This is a genomic window from Candidatus Neomarinimicrobiota bacterium (assembly GCA_018647265.1).
Classification (GTDB): Bacteria; Fidelibacterota; Marinisomatia; order Marinisomatales; family TCS55; genus TCS55.
Genome location: JABGTK010000119.1, coordinates 1 through 20049 on the forward strand (window position 1 = coordinate 1; position 20049 = coordinate 20049).

The 20049-nt window shown below is 38.5% G+C and carries 21 protein-coding genes; 17 read left to right on the forward strand and 4 right to left on the reverse strand.

The annotated features are described in order from the left end of the window. The first annotated feature begins 110 nt into the window (after positions 1-110). Both HN459_06995 and HN459_07000 read left to right on the forward strand, forming a co-directional pair. A complete protein-coding gene (locus HN459_06995) occupies positions 111-800 on the forward strand; it encodes a hypothetical protein (protein ID MBT3479197.1) in 690 nt (229 codons plus the stop codon). Positions 801-837: 37 nt separating this feature from the next. Then, positions 838-2520 carry a M28 family peptidase gene (locus HN459_07000; protein ID MBT3479198.1) on the forward strand — a complete coding sequence of 561 codons (1683 nt, stop codon included), beginning with the start codon at positions 838-840 and terminating at the stop codon, positions 2518-2520. 49 nt (positions 2521-2569) lie between these two features. On the opposite strand, the gene HN459_07005 is transcribed toward HN459_07000, so the two are convergent. Further along, positions 2570-3409, reverse strand: coding sequence for an isopenicillin N synthase family oxygenase (locus HN459_07005; GenBank protein ID MBT3479199.1), 840 nt, complete (start codon positions 3407-3409; stop codon positions 2570-2572). Further along, entirely contained in the window at positions 3399-3677 is a 279-nt protein-coding gene (locus HN459_07010) for a BolA family transcriptional regulator (GenBank protein ID MBT3479200.1), read from the reverse strand. The genes HN459_07005 and HN459_07010 overlap by 11 nt, the downstream gene beginning before the upstream one ends. Positions 3678-3716: 39 nt before the next feature. Here HN459_07010 and HN459_07015 point away from each other — a divergent pair, with 39 nt between their 5' ends. Next, a complete protein-coding gene (locus HN459_07015) occupies positions 3717-4103 on the forward strand; it encodes a hypothetical protein (GenBank protein ID MBT3479201.1) in 387 nt (128 codons plus the stop codon). A gap of 5 nt (positions 4104-4108) precedes the next feature. Here HN459_07015 and HN459_07020 read toward each other — a convergent pair whose 3' ends face one another. Then, positions 4109-4306, reverse strand: coding sequence for a hypothetical protein (locus HN459_07020; GenBank protein ID MBT3479202.1), 198 nt, complete (start codon positions 4304-4306; stop codon positions 4109-4111). Between the two features lie 48 nt (positions 4307-4354). Beyond that, positions 4355-4735, reverse strand: coding sequence for a hypothetical protein (locus HN459_07025; protein ID MBT3479203.1), 381 nt, complete (start codon positions 4733-4735; stop codon positions 4355-4357). A gap of 97 nt (positions 4736-4832) precedes the next feature. Here HN459_07025 and HN459_07030 point away from each other — a divergent pair, with 97 nt between their 5' ends. The 14 genes from HN459_07030 (at position 4833) to HN459_07095 (ending at position 20024) form a co-directional block, all read left to right on the forward strand. Further along, entirely contained in the window at positions 4833-6566 is a 1734-nt protein-coding gene (locus HN459_07030) for a tetratricopeptide repeat protein (protein MBT3479204.1), read from the forward strand. Beyond that, positions 6556-7347, forward strand: a complete 792-nt coding sequence (locus HN459_07035) for a dihydroorotate dehydrogenase electron transfer subunit (GenBank protein ID MBT3479205.1) — start codon at positions 6556-6558, stop codon at positions 7345-7347. The genes HN459_07030 and HN459_07035 overlap by 11 nt, the downstream gene beginning before the upstream one ends. After that, positions 7319-8260 carry a dihydroorotate dehydrogenase gene (locus HN459_07040; protein ID MBT3479206.1) on the forward strand — a complete coding sequence of 314 codons (942 nt, stop codon included), beginning with the start codon at positions 7319-7321 and terminating at the stop codon, positions 8258-8260. Before HN459_07035 ends, HN459_07040 begins: the two co-directional genes overlap by 29 nt. 3 nt (positions 8261-8263) lie before the next feature. After that, positions 8264-8740 (forward strand): septal ring lytic transglycosylase RlpA family protein, encoded by a 477-nt coding sequence (locus HN459_07045; GenBank protein MBT3479207.1) that lies wholly within the window; start codon positions 8264-8266, stop codon positions 8738-8740. Between the two features lies 1 nt (position 8741). Continuing rightward, positions 8742-9629, forward strand: coding sequence for a diacylglycerol kinase family lipid kinase (locus HN459_07050; GenBank protein ID MBT3479208.1), 888 nt, complete (start codon positions 8742-8744; stop codon positions 9627-9629). Between the two features lie 2 nt (positions 9630-9631). Then, a complete protein-coding gene (locus HN459_07055; GenBank protein MBT3479209.1) occupies positions 9632-10447 on the forward strand; it encodes a phosphatidate cytidylyltransferase in 816 nt (271 codons plus the stop codon). A 97-nt stretch (positions 10448-10544) separates the two neighbouring features. Then, positions 10545-11876 carry an aminotransferase class III-fold pyridoxal phosphate-dependent enzyme gene (locus tag HN459_07060; GenBank protein ID MBT3479210.1) on the forward strand — a complete coding sequence of 444 codons (1332 nt, stop codon included), beginning with the start codon at positions 10545-10547 and terminating at the stop codon, positions 11874-11876. A gap of 12 nt (positions 11877-11888) precedes the next feature. Then, positions 11889-13415: an aldehyde dehydrogenase family protein gene (locus tag HN459_07065; protein ID MBT3479211.1), complete on the forward strand. Its 1527-nt coding sequence runs from the start codon at positions 11889-11891 to the stop codon at positions 13413-13415. Between the two features lie 37 nt (positions 13416-13452). Beyond that, positions 13453-14772, forward strand: coding sequence for an L-lysine 6-transaminase (locus HN459_07070; protein MBT3479212.1), 1320 nt, complete (start codon positions 13453-13455; stop codon positions 14770-14772). Between the two features lie 655 nt (positions 14773-15427). Further along, positions 15428-16165: a YbhB/YbcL family Raf kinase inhibitor-like protein gene (locus HN459_07075; protein MBT3479213.1), complete on the forward strand. Its 738-nt coding sequence runs from the start codon at positions 15428-15430 to the stop codon at positions 16163-16165. Positions 16166-16173: 8 nt separating this feature from the next. Then, positions 16174-16953, forward strand: a complete 780-nt coding sequence (locus HN459_07080) for a prepilin peptidase (GenBank protein ID MBT3479214.1) — start codon at positions 16174-16176, stop codon at positions 16951-16953. 86 nt (positions 16954-17039) lie between these two features. Beyond that, positions 17040-17756: a 16S rRNA (cytidine(1402)-2'-O)-methyltransferase gene (gene rsmI / locus HN459_07085; GenBank protein ID MBT3479215.1), complete on the forward strand. Its 717-nt coding sequence runs from the start codon at positions 17040-17042 to the stop codon at positions 17754-17756. Next, a complete protein-coding gene (gene tmk, locus HN459_07090; GenBank protein MBT3479216.1) occupies positions 17743-18375 on the forward strand; it encodes a dTMP kinase in 633 nt (210 codons plus the stop codon). The genes rsmI and tmk overlap by 14 nt, the downstream gene beginning before the upstream one ends. Beyond that, on the forward strand, positions 18372-20024 hold the full coding sequence (locus HN459_07095) for a S41 family peptidase (protein ID MBT3479217.1): 1653 nt from the start codon (positions 18372-18374) through the stop codon (positions 20022-20024). Before tmk ends, HN459_07095 begins: the two co-directional genes overlap by 4 nt. The last annotated feature ends 25 nt before the right edge of the window (positions 20025-20049 follow it).

Genomic DNA, 20049 nt, shown 5'->3' on the forward strand with positions numbered 1-20049 from the left:
ATGTGGACTATTCACGATTTGAAACATAAAGAACAAATGACTTTTACCTGCAAAATTCACCAATTATTATTCTTTATAATTTGACCTTTGTCTTATTAATTTAGGAAAGCATGAAAAACCTGAATTTTCAAAAACATTTCCTTGTAACCATACCGCGTTACAGTTTGATATTATTTACCATCTTAATGGCTTTCTCCATGATGACCTACGTTGGCGGCACAATGAATGATCCGGAAGCAGTGGGTTATTCTTTTTCCAGGAATTTTTTTAGTGACTTAGGGAAAATCACTCCGGGGAATTTATTTTCCATGGCGCTGTTCACAGTTGCATTATCTATTTGTGGAATTTCATTCGTGGCGTTCTTCTACTATACAATGAGATTATTCAAAGACAAGGGTGCTCTTAACACCTTAGCAAAGATAGGAGCGGGAGCCGGTATTCTAGGCGGTTTATGCTTCGTTGGTGTCGGATTTACACCGCATAATATTTTACTCGATCCACACATATTTTTTGTAAAGCTTGCTTTTAGATCCTACCTCTTAACGTCAATTATTTTTTCAATCGTAATGTATAAAGACAGTCGCTTTGAGAATCGTTATGCGATTGGATATTTAACTTTTGCTTTTTCCAATTTCATTTATGTCCTTATCTTAGATTTTGCCCCAAGCCCAAAGATTTCAGACTTTTCTCTTATTTTTAATGTTATTTCACAAAAAATCATTGCTCTCATTTTTATTTTATCCGTCTTTTATCAGTCTACAGGGAATTCGAAATTCCTTTCCCAAAATCCAGATAATTAATTCATTTTTATTAAATACAACAATTGGAGAGTAAAGTATGTTAAATAAATCCAGATTAACCCTACTTGCATTAATAATATTTGGTTGTGAAAAGCCTTTAGAGGGATGGAACAGATATGTCCATGCCGACGATGCACTTAAAGCTCAAAATGCCATTACAAGCGACTTGTTACGAGAACATATATCCACCTTGGCATCAGATAAGTTTGAAGGACGATTCCCAGGAACGATTGGGGAGGAACTCACTATAAAATATCTCTCAAATACTTATAAAGAATTGGGACTTAAGCCGGGTAACCCAAACGGCACGTATATTCAAAAAGCGACTATGACGGGCATTGTGTCCGAAATTAAAGCGCAGTTCATAACTGAGGACGAGCGTTGGGTGATGAAATTGGGTGATGAAATTGTTGGCAATTCTTTCCAAACAAAAAAATCAATAAATATTAAAAATGCGGATGTTGTTTTTTGTGGATATGGTGTGAATGCACCAGAATATGGTTGGAATGACTTTGAAGGCGTCGACGTAAAAGGAAAAGTGATTATTGTCCTTGTGAACGACCCTCCTGTTATGAAGGACGGGAAATTAGACGATGCGATTTTTGGCGGGAAAGCAATGACTTATTACGGTCGTTGGTCTTATAAATTTGAAGAAGGGTTACGCCAAGGTGCAGCAGGGGTTCTTGTGGTTCATGAAACTGAATCAGCCGGCTATCCCTTTGGCGTGTTGCAGGGTGGTTACGATGGCGAGCAACTTACCATTGATGATCCCACAAAAACGCCATTGTCCTTTCAAGGTTGGATTCCTTTAGCAACGGCAGAACGATTATTCAAAATGAATGGATTGGATTATCATGAAAAAAAATCTGCCGCATTGAGTGACGACTTTAAAGCAGTCAAATTAGAAGCAAAATTCACCAGTAGAATGAGTAATTATGTACGCCGTTTTGATTCTAATAATATTGTGGCAAAATATGAGGGAAACGATCCTGTTCTAAAAGATGAATATATAATATACACATCACACTGGGATCACCTTGGAAAAAATATAAAACTTGAGGGTGACCAAATTTATAATGGTGCCAATGATAATGCATCCGGAACTGGGACGATCATGGCAGTGGCTGAATCTTTCGCAAATCTAACCCAAGGATCGAAGCGGAGTATTTTATTCTTGGCGGTTACAGCCGAAGAGCAAGGACTCCTTGGGGCAAAATATTATAGCATTAACCCGCTATATCCGCTGGAGAAAACGGTGGCCGTCATTAATATTGATGCAATGGGGAATACATATGGGCGGACAAAAGATTTGATTGTTGTGGGTAAGGGGAATTCTGAATTAGATCAAGTTCTGGAATTTGCAGCATCTCAGGATGATAAATATCTCATTCCCGATGCAGAACCAGAAAAGGGATTTTACTATCGCTCGGACCATTTTGCTTTTGCCAAGCAGGGCGTTCCAGCTCTTTATGTTGATGCAGGTTTAGATGTTGTTGGTAAAGGAAAAGATTATGGCCATCAAATGAAAAATGATTATACCAACAATCATTACCATGGTGTGTCGGATGAGGTTAAAGATGATTGGGATTTCTCTGGGATGGTAGAAGACGCCCGAATTTTATTTAGAGTCGGTTATGCTTTAAGCCAAAATGATGCATGGCCAAAGTGGAGTGACGGAACAGAATTCAAGGCAAAAAGGGAAGCAATGTTGGCCAAATAACAAAAATGATTAATAGTTAATAAAAATGCCCTTTCGCGGGCGTTTTGTTTTATTTTAGGCCAATTTCTTCTAATCGTTCTTTTAAAAAGGATCCAGCTGTTTGCTCATCGCTCAATATAACTTCATCTCTGGGATGTAGAAAAAGAGGCATGGAATATCGGCTTACATTAGCCGTAGCTGAAGGATTAATCACTTGGTGGGTTGTGGAGGGGTAATAACCATTTGAAGCCATTTTTAGCATATCTCCCGAATTGACTACGATGGTTCCTTTGTCGCATGACACATCATGCCATTTTCCATCCATATCCTTCACTTGTAATCCAGGCTGGCTTCCTGCAACCAATACAGTCAGTAAATTTATATCTTCATGAGCGGCAGCACGAATGGCATTCTTTTCTTCTTCACCGGAGATTGGAGGATAATGAATTACCCGAAATAAATTAATAAGACTGCCTTTAATCATTTCTTGGAGTGGGATTGAAAATAAGTTTCTCACTTTACTTGGTGTAGAATTCTGAATCCAACCCAATAAAGTAGATGCAACATTTGTCAGAGCTTCGTATAGTTCTAAAGAAGAAGGCCCAATTATTTCAGGTATTCTTCCCCAAGGATATACATGGTAAAATTCCTTTAAATCTTTGGTGTCATACCCTTTAGCATTCTCTGTGAGATAAGGGAAATAGCCATCCTGTTTTTCTTCATGGTATAAGTAATTATTTTTATCATCATTTGAAAAAAATGTTTCCCAATCAGTATAAACTGTTTCAATAAGAAAAGGGGGAATAGGATGATCTTTGATAACTGCAAATCCGGAGTTTTTTAGGGAATATTCAAAAAGTTCTGGTGCATTCGGATCGGTGTAAGAAATGGTTAATACTTCAAGAGACATTGGCTGCCCACTCTTCCGTTGTATAGGTTTTCATGCTAAATGCATGAATCTCATTTTTAATTAAACTTCCCAAAGCACTGTAAACTAGCTGATGCCGTTCTAATAAAGATTTGGTTTTAAAATCATCCGATACAATTATTGCGGATAAATGAAGTCCGCCATCAAAATTCTTATGATGTATATGCTTCCCTGTCGTATCGCGCAGATCCAAATGGACGAGAAGTATATGTTCGGATAATTTATCTTTAATTATTTCTTCTGCATTCATAATGATTTTATTTCTATAATTCGGTCTAAATTACTATTGATGAATCTTAAAGACCAACTGCAACTCACTGAAGAAGACAAAGCGAAATATGAAAGACGAATCGCCGAAATTGACTTAAAAGATATACCCATGGTATTACAAAAAATCCCCCAAAAGATAAAACGTCTCGTGTCTCACCCGACCTTGCTTGATTACCAAATTATTCTCGTAACAGACATATCTAAATTATATGGTATCTTGCAAGATTTGCCCGAATTGAATGAAGAACTTCAAAAAAGAATCGTTTTTGCGTTAGAATATTTTCTGGAAGAATATGATGAAATTCCAGACAGTTCTCCCAAAATTGGTCTTCTGGATGACTACGTTTTAGTACGATGGGTTGTGGATAATATAATGATGGACTATTCGGAAGTATTTGAAGCTTAAACGAATTACCCGTTTAAATCTTCTTCAGAATATTGCCATTGGCAAGAGTGGCACCACCACGGCTTGCCGTAGTAATCTCGATCGTCTACTTGAAGCTGCATTAGTTTATCGCATTTAGGGCAATCCCTTTTTGAACCATCTACGGGCCATTTATATTCGGGGCGAAACTTTACTGAATTATCTAAATTTTGATTGTTACTCATAATAGAATCTAGGGATGATTGTTACCATGACAATAATTCTTTAAACCATTAATTTGCTAAAACCCATAATTGCCACAGGACCAATAAACTTACACCAATACCAATATAATTAGTAAAATAGTGTTCTTTCTTAGCTTGGGAAATTCGATTTGCCAGCAAATGGGTATTAAGGATAACTGTCACGGTATCACCACTTAATACAAATATCTGCTTAACACCATTGGTTTTGGTGTATTGCAGGAATGGATCAGAAATGGAAGGTGGGTGGTGTGTGATATGATGAATCCCTTGGTAAACAGGAATAGGATTCTCCAATGGTGTGTGCCCCACCAAAGAACCATTAACATAAATCGGTACGGTTGTTGTATCGGCAAGAACTTTAATAAAACCTGGTTCCGAATCAAAAACAGTACCTTGAGCCATAGTCATTCTCGCAAGCAAACAAAGTGAGATAAAAGAATTAAATCGCATAGAATAAATTATTTTCAAATGATCGTTTAAATGAAGGAACTTCTTTCAACAAAAAATGGCTAAAAATTCTATTTATACCCGGTTCCGAATTTTAATTACTCTAGCAGTTTTTATTATTATATCCTGTGCTAATTTCAAAGCATACTTCAATACGTACTATAATGCGGAGGCGTATTTTGAGAAAGCAGAAAAAATAAGACTTCAAACTCGTGGTGATAAACTGCCACAAACAGCGGTAAAGAATTATGATTTGGTTATTAAAAAGTCCCGTGCGGTTCTTGATGAATATCCAGATTTTAAATTAAAAAAGTCAGCACTGTCTCTCATATCACAATCACACTTTCACCGCGGTGAACTTCGTGCGGCTAATGGCACTTTAGGTGAAATGAAAAATGAATTCGGCAATGATGTTTTTGTTGAAGTGGAATTTTGGACGTCTCTTATCAAATGGAAGCAAGGTAAGCCACAGCCGGCAATTAATGGACTGAACGAACTTTTAAACCATAGCCTTCAAGAAGATATGGAAGCAAAAGTTTATCTGGCTATTGCAGAAATTTTACTTGAACAGGATATGCAGACCGAGGCTATGGACAATCTTGAAAAAGCGGCTGAAAATATTCGTGATCCAAACGAAAAAGGGCAAATATATTATCGAATCGCTGAGCTCTCTTTTAACGATAAGGATTACGACCGGGCGCTTTCAGGTTATAATCAAGTAATAAAAAATTCTCAATCTAAAAAACAAATTCAGGAAGGGCATCTCAAAACAGTTCAGATATATCGGTTAAATGGCGATTTGGACCTCGCAACCAATTCAATCAAGAATATGCTTTTAGATGAATCCTATAAATCTATTTTTCCCAGTCTTGAGTTAGAACTTGTTAAGTTGTTCGAACAGCAAAATTTGACAACTCAAGCGCGGAATCGACTGGAAACCATCATCCAGGAATATCCCAAAACTATTGTATCAGCAGAAGCGTTTTACATTCTTGGGAATTATTCAATATTTAGCGATTGGAACCTCGAGGAAGCATTGAAACAATTTGGATCAGTAGGAAAAGAAAATAATAAATCACCTTATGTGGAACCGGCAAAATTAAAAATAAAAGAAATTGGTGCTTATCAAAAATCAAAATTGGATTTTGAACCATGGTTTGTGAAAATAACAGAATTGGATACAATCCCGAATTTCAAATTACCTGTAAATGAACAAGATGAAATTGCAAAAATATTATATAACATTACTGAACTGGAAGCTTTTCATTTTTCACGCAGTGATACTGCGCTCATTTATTTAGATTTATTGATTCAATATGCGGAACAATCTCAACTTTTGCCCAAAGCATTATATGCAAAATCAATGATCCTTGAAGAAAAAGCTGATTCTTCTATTTCAATTGCTTTAAGGAATCGTATAATTTCTGAATTTCCTAAAACTGATTATGCTCTTGCTATTATTATGAAAGACGATTTTTATAAACCAATGGTTTCAACTTCTGATCAAAAATTACTGAATGCAGAAGATAAGTGGCTGAATGACCCCGCTCTAGCTATTGATGGATATAGAGAAATATTAGTTGGCGATACAGTATCTGAATCGAGTGCAAAAGCTGCATATTTCTTGGCATTCCAGTATGATTACACATTCATCCAAGCGGACAGTGCTATAAAATATTATGATTGGATATTGAAGTATCACGGCAATTCTGAACAAGCTAAACCATCTCAATCTAGAATAACAATTTTAAACGCCATCCTTTCAGACACCTCAACGACAAATGAAAATTGAACGCGCTCTAATAATTTCAAACAAGGAAGTGGCATACAATATTTGGGAAATGCACTTTGAAGCACCTCAAATAGCCGATGCTTATTCCGGCTCTGGCCAGTTTATTAATATCCTAGCCATGGACAATTGGAACCACCCTTTACGTCGACCCATGAGTATTGCTTCTGCTACGGATGGTGCAGTTTCAATCATTTATAAAATTTTTGGTGATGTGACTAAAATTCTTTCGGAAAAGAAGACCGGCGATACGGTGGAATTAATGGGACCGTTGGGAAATACATTCACGAATTGGAAGAATGGATCATGCCCTATTTTAGTCGGGGGCGGCGTAGGTTTAGCACCAATCCTAAATTTGAAACATGAGTGCGATTCCAATAAAGTTGATCATACCATTATTATTGGTGCCCGAACTGGGAATGAGCATTTTATGACACATGAACCTGATAATGACATTTATCTCACCTCTGATGATGGAAAGAATGGTGAAAAAGGCAATGTAATGGGTCCTTTGGAGCGAATTATCCATGAAAAAAATAATCCATATATTTATGCTTGTGGCCCTGAACCAATGCTGGAAGCGGTTGGTAAATTTGCCATGAGTAACAACGTACCGGCACAATTATCGGTTGAGAGTTATATGGGGTGTGGAATCGGCCTTTGTCAAGGCTGTGTTGTGTCGCGCCAAAATGGTGAGGTCAAGGACCACAGCTACCACCAGAAATATTCATTGGTCTGTCTCGATGGCCCCGTCTATGAAGCAAAGGATATCCACATTGGCTGAATTAAAAATTAAGATTGGAAATGAAACATTTGAAAATCCTATTTGGGTTGCTTCAGGAACATTTGGTTATGGAACAGAAGCGCCGGAGCTTGTAGATGTGAATCGACTAGGCGCTATTGTAACGAAATCAATTACGCGCCAGCCGAGGGAAGGGAATCCACCACCTCGTATCGTTGAAACGCCATCTGGAATGATTAACTCGATTGGGCTTGCAAACATTGGCGTAGAAAAATATATCCAAGATATGCTACCTATTTACGAGCGTCTCTCAACAAAAATTATTATGAATATTGCCGGAACAGATATTCAAGAATATGTAGAAATCATGGAAATGGTTGAATCGGTTTCTTCGGCGATTGTGGGATATGAGATCAATATTTCTTGTCCAAATGTGAAAAAGGGCGGAATGGAGTTCGGCGTAGATTGTGATATGACAGCTAAATTAACAGAAGAATTACGCAAACTTACCGATCGCCTTATCATTATGAAATTAAGCCCCAATGTATCGGATGTTGTATCAATTGGCATGAGCGCCCAAAATGCCGGCGCAGATGCAGTTTCTGCCATTAACACAGTTGTGGGTATGAGCATTAACTCGAATACGGGAATGAGCAATATCTATACAACTTATGGCGGTCTATCGGGACCTGCCATTAAACCTGTTGGATTGGCAATGGTGCATAAGTTATATCAAAAGTTATCAATCCCGATCGTCGGTATGGGTGGCATAGTAAATGGAAAAGATGCTGTGGAATATATGATGGCCGGTTCTACCGCTGTGCAAGTGGGTACTGCTAACTTTAGAAATCCAGGAATTGGTGAAAACATTCTTGATTCCTTTGATTCATTTTTAGATAAAACAAATCGAGATTCTGCCTTCGAATTAATTGGTTCTGTCAAAACCCATTCATAATTCATGAAAAAATTATGTTTAATAATATTTGTTTTATCATTGGTGAATGGGTGCTCAAACTCACCAAGGTATCGCACTGGACCGGTTAAATTAAGTTCGTCTAAAACAAAGAAGAATCCGCCCGCACTCAAGACGAAATCAACAGTAAAACATAGAAAAGTAATGACGGGTGTTAGCTCTTTTTATGCAGAAGATTTTCACGGTAAACTCACGGCCAATGGTGAGGTTTATGATATGTATGGTGTAACCGCCGCTCATAAAACTCTTCCTTTGAATACCATTGCCCGCGTGACGAACTTAGAGAACAATAAATCGCTTATTTTACGTATCAATGATCGCGGGCCCTATGTAAAAGGACGTATATTGGATTGTTCTTATGGTGCCGCAAAAAAACTGGACTTTGTAAATAACGGTACAGCAAAAGTAAAGATTGAAGTGATTGAGTGGGGCGATAATAAATACATGAAACACAGAAATTAATTTGGCAAAATACTACATTACCGTTAATCCCCATGGCGGGACAAAAAAAGGACCACGTATCCTTGAGATGGTGATGCCGATTTTTGAATCTGCCAATGCTGAGGTTACGGTAATTGAAACAGAATATGCTGGACATACTCGAGATTTAGCACGTGAATTGGATATAACTGGTTATGACGGATTTTGTTGCATTGGAGGTGACGGAACCATGCATGAAGCGATCAATGGTGTAATGACCCGCAAGGATGGATTGCGAATTCCTATCGGCCTTATTACTGGCGGTACAGGAAATGCCTTTATGCACGATATGGATTGTCTTGATCCAATTAACGCTGCGAAACGGATTATAACGGGCAGACGTCGCTCGATTGATATTTTTAAATGTGATGCTGATGGTATTATTTATTACGGCTTCAACATTGTCGGTTGGGGCATCCCAACTGACGCCAATAATTTGGCGGAAAAAATGAGATGGATGGGGACACAACGCTATAACGTGGCTTCTATTATTGAGGTAATTCGCCATCGCAAACGATTTGCCCGAGTTGAAATAGATGGTAATGTAATTGGTGCTGATTTTAGCTTTATTATCGGGTGCAATACAATCCATACGGGTAAGGGGATGCAAATGGCACCGCTGGCGCGATTGGATGATGGTTTGATTGACCTTATTATTGCCCGAAAAGTTGGACGAATAAAACTGCTAAGATTATTTCCGAAAGTATTTAGCGGAAAACACATTGGCGACCCTGCCGTGGATTATCGACAAGTCAGTGAATTCACTATTAAACCTGAAGATCGAAATACGTTAAATATCGACGGTGAAATGCTGGGCAGTACACCCATTCACGTAAAAGTTTTACAAAAAGAATTGGAAGTTTTAGTATAAATATGAAAAGTTCATTTTGGAATCGATTGCCCATTACAATTTTGGGCATTCCTGCAATTATCTATTTATTGAATGAAGGTGGAATGGTATTTGCCGGGTTTGTTACTATAGTTATTTTTCTCAGTTTAATTGAATTCTATTCTCTTAAAAAGAAAAGTGATATTTATCCAAATAAATTTGTGGGCATATTCATGGCCTTTTCTGTTTGTTTCATCTACATTGAGTATCCACATGCACACCCGACAAATATTCTCACAAGCATTATACTGCTAATTGTGATTGGTCTTTTTATGGAAATGTTTAGTGGCCGAAAAAAGCCAATTGAAAATATTTCTGTTACACTCGGAGGTGTTGTATATATCGCGGGACTTCTTGGCGCAATGATCGCATTGAGAAATTGGGATACAATGAATGGATCTCGATTTACCATGGTAATGATATTTTCTGTCTGGATTTGTGATTCCTGTGCTTATACATTTGGAATTCTATGGGGGAAGAAAAAACTAATAGAACGAATCAGTCCAAATAAAACTATTGTGGGATTTGTTGGTGGTATCGTTGGGTCTTTTGCCTCGTTCTACTTCATGAATACCTATGGCTTTATTCAGTATGAGCTATCTTTGATTCATATTCTAGTTCTCACCTTTATTGTAGGAGTATGTGGACAGTTGGGTGATTTTGTTGAGTCCATGTTTAAGCGCGATGCTGGCGTAAAAGATTCAGGGAAATTGCTTTTGGGACACGGAGGAGTTCTTGACCGATTTGATTCTTTAATTTTTACCAGCCCCCTTATTTTCATTTTCGTATCTTTCTTATAGAAAATCACTAACAACCCTTTTAAAAACTGCTTGTGAAAATGTAAATTCGCCGGCTGATTTACTGAATTTATTACCAACATATGTCGAGAGAATATTTATGGCTAATGTAACAATCACAGGATATGGTGACGATTTAACCATTAATGGCGTTCGCTTGGGCGATTTGACGCCGTCCCAACATGAAAAAATTGAAAGAGAAAATGGCGGTAATAATTATAGCCCCCTAGAAGATGTCGTTGTTTCTCATGTAAAAGATTCTTCAACCTTAATTGTGCGAAAACCTGACCCTAAAGATATTTCATCATACATTGAAGAAGAATTGATTGATGGTCTTTGTTGCTATTCTGCTGTTAACCAAGGTCAGTTAAACCAGACCATAGTGGATGCGGTTGTTAAACATTTGACGGAAGAAAAGTTGCCCACAGTCCCACGCTCTATCAGACATAAATATATGGCAGGATTTTTGATGGCAGCTACCGGTGTAACTGGCATGGATCGCGTGGTCCCCAAAGTTGCCGGAGTTGAAGCACCCGAATTGATGTTTAAACTTTCCAGAAGATGGGGTTATCGGATAAAAGGAATTCCTAAAAATGAAGCCATTGTTGTAGCGGCTAAAGGGAATTTCCATGGAAGATCAATGACGGCAATCTCCTTATCTGACGATCCAGATGCTTATGAAGATTTCGGTCCAAAATTGTCCGGTATTGAATTGGTAGAATACAACAATATTGACGCTCTTAAATCTTTGTTTGAAGAAAAGGGAGATCGAATTGCCTCTTACATGGTTGAGCCGATTCAAGGAGAAGCAGGTGTTATTGTCCCCGATAAAGATTACTGGCCCCAAGTTGCAGCATTATGTAAAGAGTATAATATTTTATTAGCAATGGATGAAGTCCAAACAGGATTCGCAAGAACAGGCGCAAATTTCGCCCATCAATTATTTGGTGTTAAACCAGATCTCATGGGTTGTGGTAAAGCAGCAGGTGGTGGCATTCTACCCGTTTCATTTGTGGCGGGGAGCGATGAAGTGATAGGTGTATTAACACCGGGTTCCGAAGGCTCAACCTTTGGAGGATATCCTCTGGGTGCAGTTGTTGCTACTTTTGCCATAAAAGTGATGGAAGATGAAAATCTTGCGCAAAAGGCAGAAGAAAGAGGCGAACAATTGATATCGCGGTTTAAAGCAATGCAAGACAAGTTCCCAGATAAGGTGAAAGAAGTCCGTGGCGAAGGGTTATTGACTGCTTTTGAAATGCATGATGAACCGAACCTTGATGGACATACCGTATCAGTTGAGCTTCTCAAACAAGGTGTTTATGCAAAAGAAACGCACCATTCCACCGTCCGGGTCGCGCCGGCATTAACCATTTCTGCAGATCAAATCGACCGCATTGCTGATGCGATTGATAATGTAGTAGCATCACTTTAAAGGAAATTATAAATGTATTCAATTTTAAAAGAACTCGGTATTCAAAAAGTAAATTACGGCGCTTGTTCGGGTGCGGGTAAATGGTCAACCTCTCAAGAGGGGGGACTCTTAGATTCGATTAACCCTGCAACTGGGGAGGTAATTGGGAGCGTTTATCAATCCACAGAGTCAGACTACGAACTGATTATTCAAGAAGCTGAAGCTGCCTTCATAGATTTTCGAAAAGTACCGGCACCGATTCGCGGTCAATTAGTACGTGAAATGGGTGATGCTCTTCGTGAGAAGAAAGACGCATTGGGCAGCCTAGTATCCATGGAAATGGGAAAGATAAAACAGGAAGGAGATGGTGAAGTCCAAGAAATGATTGATATTGCTGATTTCGCTGTTGGACAATCCCGTATGCTCTATGGTAAAACGATGCATTCTGAGCGTCCCGATCATCGTATGTACGAACAATGGCATCCTTTGGGAGCCATTGGAGTGATCTCCGCCTTTAACTTTCCTGTGGCAGTGTGGGCATGGAATGCCTTTATCGCAGCCATTTGTGGCGATACAACTATTTGGAAGCCATCATCCAGCACACCGCTCTGTGCTATTGCAATTCAAAATATTTGTAATGAAGTAATGGAAAGAAATGGTTATACGGGGATTTTTTCTTCTGTAATTGGTCGCGGTTCTATCGTGGGAGAAAAAATGTTAAATGACAATCGACTTCCAATGATCTCATTCACTGGTTCAACAGAAATGGGTCGTCATGTAAGTACCACTGTATCGAAAAGATTTGGAAAAACAATCCTTGAATTGGGTGGAAACAATGCCATCATTATTGATGAAACTGCCAACCTGGATTTGGCCATTCCAGCCGTAGCGTTTGGCGCTGTCGGTACTGCCGGCCAGCGCTGTACTTCCACGAGAAGAATATTTATTCACGAAAGTATTCAGGATACATTTATCGAAAGACTGTTGGGCGCCTATAAACAAGTGAACATTGGCAATCCTATGGAAGCTGATACTTTAATGGGACCTTTGGTTAATGAAAATGCTGTGAGTGATTATTTGAATGCTATTGTAGCTGTAAAGGATGCCGGTGGTGAAGTTTTATGTGGAGGTGAGAAGGTTGATAGAGAAGGAAATTTTGTAACACCAGCAATTGTTAAGGCGAAAAATGAATGGGATATTGTTCAGTCCGAAACTTTCGCGCCAATTTTGTATGTGATTCCTTTTAGCACGCTCGATGAAGCTGTCAATCTTCACAACGATGTACCTCAAGGATTGTCTTCAGCAATGTTTACAAGTAATGTTAGCAATGCAGAATATTTTTTGTCCCACCGGGGCAGCGATTGCGGTATTGCCAATATTAACATTGGCACTTCCGGGGCAGAAATTGGTGGCGCATTTGGCGGAGAAAAGGAGACAGGCGGAGGGAGAGAGTCTGGATCTGATGCCTGGAAACAATACATGAGAAGACAAACGAACACCCTCAATTGGAGTGCAGAACTCCCTTTGGCGCAAGGCATTAAGTTTGATTTAAGTGAATAGAATAAGTATAATAATAATAATTGATAGAGCGTAATATATGACAACAGTTGCAGCAGGGAATGTGCGGAACACCATTGGGAAATATATGCTAGCGGATGGCATGGATCTTGTTATTGACCTAGAAAAAAGCCACGGTTCATGGCTGGTCGATGGCCGTGACAATAAAGAATTCCTAGATCTTTTTTCAATGTTTGCCTCTATGTCCGTAGGGTACAACCATCCTTATGTTTTGGAGAATAAGAATAGGCTCACAGTTGCTGCGCTGAATAAACCAACTAATTCAGATGTGTACTCCACTCAAATGGCACAATTTGTGGAAACAATAGGTCGATTGGCACAGCCGGAATATTTACCTTATGCCTTTTATGTTGAGGGTGGCGCCCTTGCGGTAGAAAACGCATTGAAAGCTGCCTTCGATTGGAAAGTGCGTAAAAACAGGGCTGCTGGGAAGCAGAATGGTGGTTCGAAAATTATCCATTTTAAAGAATGCTTTCACGGCCGATCCGGATATACATTGTCTCTTACGGATTCTCCCGATAAAAGAAAAACAGAGTTTTTCCCTAAATTTGATTGGCCACGGATTGATAATCCTAAACTCAGTTTTCCTGAAACCGATGACGTGATTGAAAATGTAAAAAGGGAAGAGTTGAAAGCGATTGCCCAAATCACCGCCGCATTAGATGCGAATCCTGGCGAAATTGCGGGACTCATTATTGAGCCAATACAAGGTGAGGGTGGAGACAATCATTTCCGTGAAGCGTTTTTCCGTAATTTAAGAAAACTAGCTGATGATAATGATTTTCTCTTAATCTATGACGAAGTTCAAACCGGCGCAGGAATTTCTGGAAAAATGTGGGCACATCAACATTATAGCGAAGACTGTAGACCTGATATTATCTGTTTTGGAAAAAAGACTCAGGTTTGCGGTATTTTTGCAGGCAAGCGCTTGGATGAAGTAGAAGGCCACGTTTTTAAGGAATCCAGCCGAATCAACTCAACTTGGGGTGGAAATTTAGTAGATATGGTACGATTTACTATCTATCTTGAGATAATTGAGAATGAAAAGCTCGTAGAACAAGCGGCTGAGAATGGTGCATATTTAAAACAATCCTTAGAATCGCTTCAGAAGAAACATCCGGAAGTTCTTTTCAATATCCGAAACAGAGGGTTGTTTGGTGCATTTGACTTGAAGAGCACTGAACAACGAGATAAAGCATTAACTCTAATTGCAGAGGAAGGCGCCTTAATGCTCGGTTGTGGATATACATCCATACGATTTAGACCGCATTTAAATATATCTCAGAATGAAATTGATCAAGGCATTCATATGATTGATCGGGCATTGTCAAAACTTTAGAAGCGTTTCTTAGAAGTATCCGATTAGGTCTATTGGGTAATTCCCTTATATTCTCTTATATTCGATGGTTTCTTAAAACCTAAATAGCATTAACTCTTGCCTAAATTTGCACATAAATTATCTGACCCAAGGGATCCAGGATATCCTTTTTCCAATACGTTCGTTTGTTCAAATTGCAATGAACGGATATATATCAATGACTTAACCTGCCAAACCTGCGATTGTGAATTTATTGTTTATGACAAATCTTCTATAAAAGATTCTCACGTAGACGAATCAAAGGACAACCAAAAAGCGGTTAAACCTATACCTGCAAGAATAAAAAAGAAATCGACAGCTCCCCGGTTCAAACTTATTATTATATTATTGACGATAATAGTTCTTCCGTAAAATTATGTCAGGCGAATTGTGGTAATGCTTCTAATTTTAAGACTATCATAAAGGGTGTTCTATCTACATCGCAATTCAGATATTACGATTCTAGCATCAATGAATTAGCCAACTCGCCTGAGAAGCCGTGGGTTAGCACCAACTCAAGTCATTACGGAAAACTTAATGGTATTGTTTATGTAGAGCTGAAACTGGATCTTGTCTTTTTAGATGGTGACGCACCCTATTCCTCTTTTGTTCATCCTGAAAACAAGGTTACGCTTCAGTGAAACGAAAGTCAAGTTGCGGATGGATAGGTACTGGATTTGCTATTTTGATGTTTCTCATACTATCTGTACTCATAACATCTATGGGTGGAAAAATAATTCTTAATTCTAACCGCAGTGGTGATGCTGCCCGTCAGAAACAGGCTTATTGGAATTCCAGAGTGGGTTATGCTATCTCAAATCAAGCATCCATAAAGGGGCACGGTAGTGTCTCTTTCAGTGGAGGGAAAGTTATTTTTGACGATATTTGTGTGGTTGGTCAATCGTCGGATGTTGTTTCTGGTGGCGCCCTGATTACATTGCAATCCAACGATTTTAATAATAATGCCACTCTATCGAGTATCCATATCAAGGACAGTGGCGGGTGTACGGGCAGCAATCAATCTCCTCAATTAAACTGGAGCGGCGTACCGGTAGATGCACAAAAACTGGTGATTATTGTTTCTGATGCGGATGCAAGTAATTACACCCATTGGGCTGTGTATAATATTGCCCCAACCACCACGACCATAAACAGAAATACGACCGTTTTATCTGGTGCTACTTTTCTTAAAAGCTATGAAGGTCCTTGCCCGACAGCGAGCGATGGTATCAACCATCGATATATATTTAAAATTTATGCCATAAATGGTACTATTTCTCTCAATACAGGTGATGGATTGGCTGAATTAAAAGCAGCCATGCAGGGTAAAGTGCTCGCCTGTGGTCAATTATTAGGTAGGTTTCAAAGGTCCTAATGATAACAATGAATCCTATCTTTTTGAATTTAATATTGCCATTTTTTTTCGGGACTGTAATTGGAAGCTTTCTCAACGTTTGTATATACAGAATCCCCAAGGAGTTGAGTGTGATTTATCCCGGCTCGAAATGTCCGCAATGCGATACAAAGATAGGATGGGCAGATAACATACCGATCATTGGTTTTCTATTGCTAAAAGGAAAGTGCAGAGCATGTAACAATATTATCTCTTTGCGTTATCTTAGCGTAGAAGTGTTAACTGGGATTGTGTCTGTTGTAACGATGCTTACATTTGGATTCTCTATTGAAATGACAGTTTATTTGATTTTATTTTATATTTTATTGGTTATCTCCGTCATTGATATTGAACATTTCTATATCCCCAACTGTCTAATATATGGGATATTAATCCTTTGGTTAATGTATTGGTTTAATAATTTTTCATTATCATTCTCAATAGAATCATTTGTGGCCTCAGGAATTTTTGGTGGATTTCTATGGGCAACTCGGGTTGCAGGACAATTGGTTTTTAAAAAGGAAGCTCTTGGGATAGGTGATGTGTGGTTGGGGTTTACTTTAGGACTTTTTCTCCATTGGGGCGATGCAATAATTGCATTATATATTGCATTTATAACAGCCGCTATTTATGGTATTGGCGGTATGTTATCTAATCGATTATTCTTCGGACAAAAGATACCATTCGGTCCTTTCTTAGCGGTGGGGGTATTCATAGAAATTATCTTAGAAACTGAAATCTATCATTTTATTGAATTATATATATTTTAATAGAATAATCTTGATTTTCTATTCTCCTGAATACTATTTGTTATCGTAGTTTATTTCGTCTCATTCCTTGGATAAATATTACTAAAATGACTAAATTACCTGATAATTCCCCTGCTGATCACGGCATTCTTTATATTGTATCCACGCCTATAGGAAACCTTGAGGATATTACCTTTCGAGCCTTGAGAATTCTTAAAGAATCCTCACTGATAGCAGCAGAAGATACTCGACACACCAAAAGATTATTAAACCATTACGATATTTCTACACCGACCATAAGCTATTTTGAACACAATCGCTTCTCTCGCATTCCTCAGATTATGAATCATTTAAAAACAGGTAAGGATATTGCCGTCGTTACGGATGCAGGTACTCCAGGAATTAGCGATCCTGCTTATAGATTAATTCGCGCTGCTATCGAAGAAGAAAATAGAGTTGAGGCTATCCCTGGAGCTTCAGCATCAATCACTGCACTTGTTGCGTCTGGATTACCAACAGATCGTTTTATTTTTGAAGGCTTTTTACCGCATAAAAAGGGCAGAAAATCAAAACTTGAACGGCTGATTGCTATTGATGCAACCATCATTTTTTATGAAAGTCCAAAACGAATCCAACGAACTTTGAAAGACATTTTAGAATATATTGGCGATCGACCGGCAGTTATTGGTCGTGAACTTACAAAAATGCACGAAGAATTAGTTCGAGGAAAAGTTTCAGAATTATTAACGTATTTTAATGAGCACAAACCCCGAGGTGAATTTGTACTTATGATTGGCAAGGACGATCCAAATGTCTACTTCTAGAAGAGGTGACTTTATTACATTTGAAGGAATTGACGGTTGCGGAAAAAGCACTCAAGTCAAATTGCTTGTGGAAAAGATGAATCAATCTGGAAACAAAACAATTTTAGTTCGCGAACCAGGAGGCACAACAATCTCCGAAGAGATACGGGATATTTTACTCCATCGCCATTTAGAAGATATCTGCGATAGAACTGAAGCATTACTTATGACGGGCAGTCGCGCCCAATTAACTTATGAGATAATTCACCCTAATTTAAGAGCCGGGATCAACGTAATCGCTGACAGATATACAGATTCAACTTTAGCTTACCAGGGTGGTGGAAGAAAACTGGATATAGATTGGCTTATTAAATTAAACCAGTTCGCTACTTATGATTTGGAACCTCAAGTCACTTTTTTCGTAGATGTTTTACCGGAGGAAGCATCCCGTAGAAAAAGTAAAGAAAAAGATCGAATTGAACGTGCCGGCATTGAATTGCAAACTAATGTGCGTAATGCTTATCTAGACCTCGCCAATCGATTCCAAGAAAGATTTGTTGTAATTGACGGGCATGATTCAGTTCAGAATATTAATGGATCTATTTTATCAGAATTAAAAAGGAGACAACTAATCTCATGAAAAGACATTTAAATAAAATTGTTATTCCCTTAGTGATATTAACGGCTGTCATTTCGTTGGCCGTTACTCAATCCAGCTTTTATCGCAAGATTGGAGATTCCCAACGTTTGTTTAATCAAGTGTACAATCAGATATTTTCAACGTATGTGGATGAACTAGATCCGGATGCATTTACCAAAGCCAGTATCCAGGGAATTACTCAAAATTTGGATCCTTATACAGCATATATGGTAGAAGATGAGCAACATGTTGTAAATCTTCTCAGCAAGGGAAATTATGGAGGCGTTGGGATTCAATTGGGTTATAGAAATAAAACCATGTCCGTTGTGGCGCCGATGGATGGTGGACCGGCTAAAAAAGCTGGTATCATGAGTGGTGATGTGATTTTGTCTGTTGACGATGAAGAAGTCAGGAAATTATCTTTTAACGATGCAGCTTCAAAAATTCGGGGAGAAAAAGGGTCGAAAGTTAAATTGACAATAAAACGCTTTGGCGATGATGAGCCTATTATTTTTGATCTCATTCGGTCCATTATAAAAGTAAAAGATGTTACATACTCAGGTATGCTTTCACCCACGACAGGCTATGTAAGGTTAAATCGTTTTTCAAGAAATACTCCCACCCAAATGCATACAGCATTCGTATCGCTATTGGATCAAAATGCATCAGAATTGATCATTGACTTAAGGGATAACCCGGGTGGCTTACTTTCTGCATCAGTAGCTATTCTTGATATGATTGTAAAAAAGGACAAGCCACTCGTTTCTACCAAGGGAAGAACGAAGGATTCTAATAGGACATTTTACTCTCGCAGAAAACCAGTGATACCTGCAGATATTAAAATTGCAGTTCTTATTAATCAAGGCAGCGCCTCGGCTAGTGAGATTGTTGCAGGTGCAATTCAAGATTTGGACCGCGGTATTGTTATAGGGCAAAAATCTTATGGTAAAGGTCTCGTTCAAACACAATTCCCTATTGATGCAAAACGCAGTATTAAAATAACAACTGCACGATATTATGTCCCCAGTGGCCGTTTTATACAAAAGCGGGATTATATTGATGAAAAATATATCCTGAATAAAACTGAAGAAGATTCTATTTTTACTACATTGGGAGGGCGAAAGGTGCTTGGTAATGGCGGCATTACGCCGGACTCAACAATCGCACCGGAACTCATGCAATCATTGTCCAGCCAATATTGGCGGCGAGGATATTTCTATTCTTTTGCCCAAAGAAGTAAACATTTGTATAAAACATTTACTGATGTGGAAAGTGACAATACAATTATGGATAAATTCCATAAGTATATCGATGAGCAGGCTGATGACATTCTTCTTCCTGGGGAGAAAGAATTGGAAACAGTAACAAAGAAGATTGCAGAATTGGATAGTACAAACGCAGGCATTAACGATGCGTTATCACTTATTTCCGATTTTTATGATGATCAAGAAGTTAAAAGAGGAATGTTAGAATCGGATGACATCCGTCAAGTAATTCTATTGGAGTTCGCAGGCTTATTAAATGGTCCCGAAGGAAGACTTAAACAGGCTCTTAAGAATGATAAAATTGTTCAATCTGCGTTGGATATTTTATCTGATAAATTGGCTTATGAAACTTCTTTGATTCCATCTGAAGTTACAGAAAATTAAACTGCAATTATTCTTTCCATCCTAT